Annotated in this window: 1 protein-coding gene and 1 pseudogene; both read left to right on the top strand. The window is 69.9% G+C overall.

The annotated features are described in order from the left end of the window. Positions 1-346, top strand: a pseudogene (locus ACK4TH_RS12220) (hypothetical protein); the annotation flags it as partial. Beyond that, a partial coding sequence (locus ACK4TH_RS12215; RefSeq protein ID WP_409626837.1) for a PP2C family protein-serine/threonine phosphatase occupies positions 343-999 on the top strand: 657 nt, incomplete at its 3' end. The pseudogene ACK4TH_RS12220 and the gene ACK4TH_RS12215, both read left to right, overlap by 4 nt.

Below are 999 nucleotides of genomic sequence, written 5' to 3'. Positions count from 1 at the left end.
CGGGGCCGGCAAGCGGCTCATCACGGGCGAGTCTTTGTTCACAACCGTCTGCATCAACATCCAGCGACAGGACAAGGATCGCCTGGAGGCGTCGCTGGCGCGGCTGCGCGGCGTGTACTCCGACAACCTGCTCGACGTGGTGCGCTGGTGCATGGCGCTGGATCCGCTGTCGCGCCCGCAGTCGGTCTTTGCCCTGCAGCGCGAGCTGGCCCGCGAGGAATCGCCCGAACCGACGCCGCCGCGCTGGTGGGACCGCGTGCGCGCGCGCCTCGGCCTGGCCGGGGACGACGGGCGTGAGGCGGCCAGCCACCACAGTCAGCGGTCCAGCTTTCTGGAGCCGCCGTGAAGTTTGCCGTCTACCAAGCCACCCACACCGGCGGGCGAGCGCGCAACGAGGATCGCCTGGGCTACACCTACACCCGTCAGGCGGTGCTGCTGGTATTGGCGGATGGCATGGGCGGCCACCCCGACGGCGACCGGGCGGCCGAGATCGCGGTGCGCACCTTTGTGCAGGCATTCGTCGATCAGGCCCACCCCAAGCTGGCCGATCCGCGCGCCTTTCTGGAGGCCACGGTGCTGCAAGCCAGTCAGGCCATCGTCGGTTTTGCGCGTGCGCACGGCTTGGCCGAGCACCCGCGCACCACGGCCGGGGCGGCCGTGGTGCAGGACGGTCAGCTCACCGCGCTGCACAGCGGCGACTCGCGCCTGTACTGGGTGCGCGGCGGCCGGCTGCTCCAGCGCACGCGCGACCACAGTTACCATGACAAGCCGGAGTTGTTTGCCCCACTGCCGCCGGGTGTGCACCGCAGCGTCCTGTTCACCTGCCTGGGGTCGGACACTCCGCCCCTGTACGACGTGCTGGGCCCGCTGCCGCTGGAGCACGGCGACCGCATCCTGCTGTGTTCCGATGGGCTGTGGGGGGGCTGGAGTTGCTGGACCTGCCCCGGCCGCTGTTCGACCAGCCCGATGTCACGTTGTTGGATTTGTTGCGCTACAACA

This window comes from Tepidimonas sp. (genome assembly GCF_046292505.1).
GTDB lineage: Bacteria > Pseudomonadota > Gammaproteobacteria > Burkholderiales > Burkholderiaceae_C > Tepidimonas.
The sequence above is the reverse complement of the archived record's forward strand: the minus strand, read 5'-3'. Positions and strand labels throughout refer to the sequence as shown.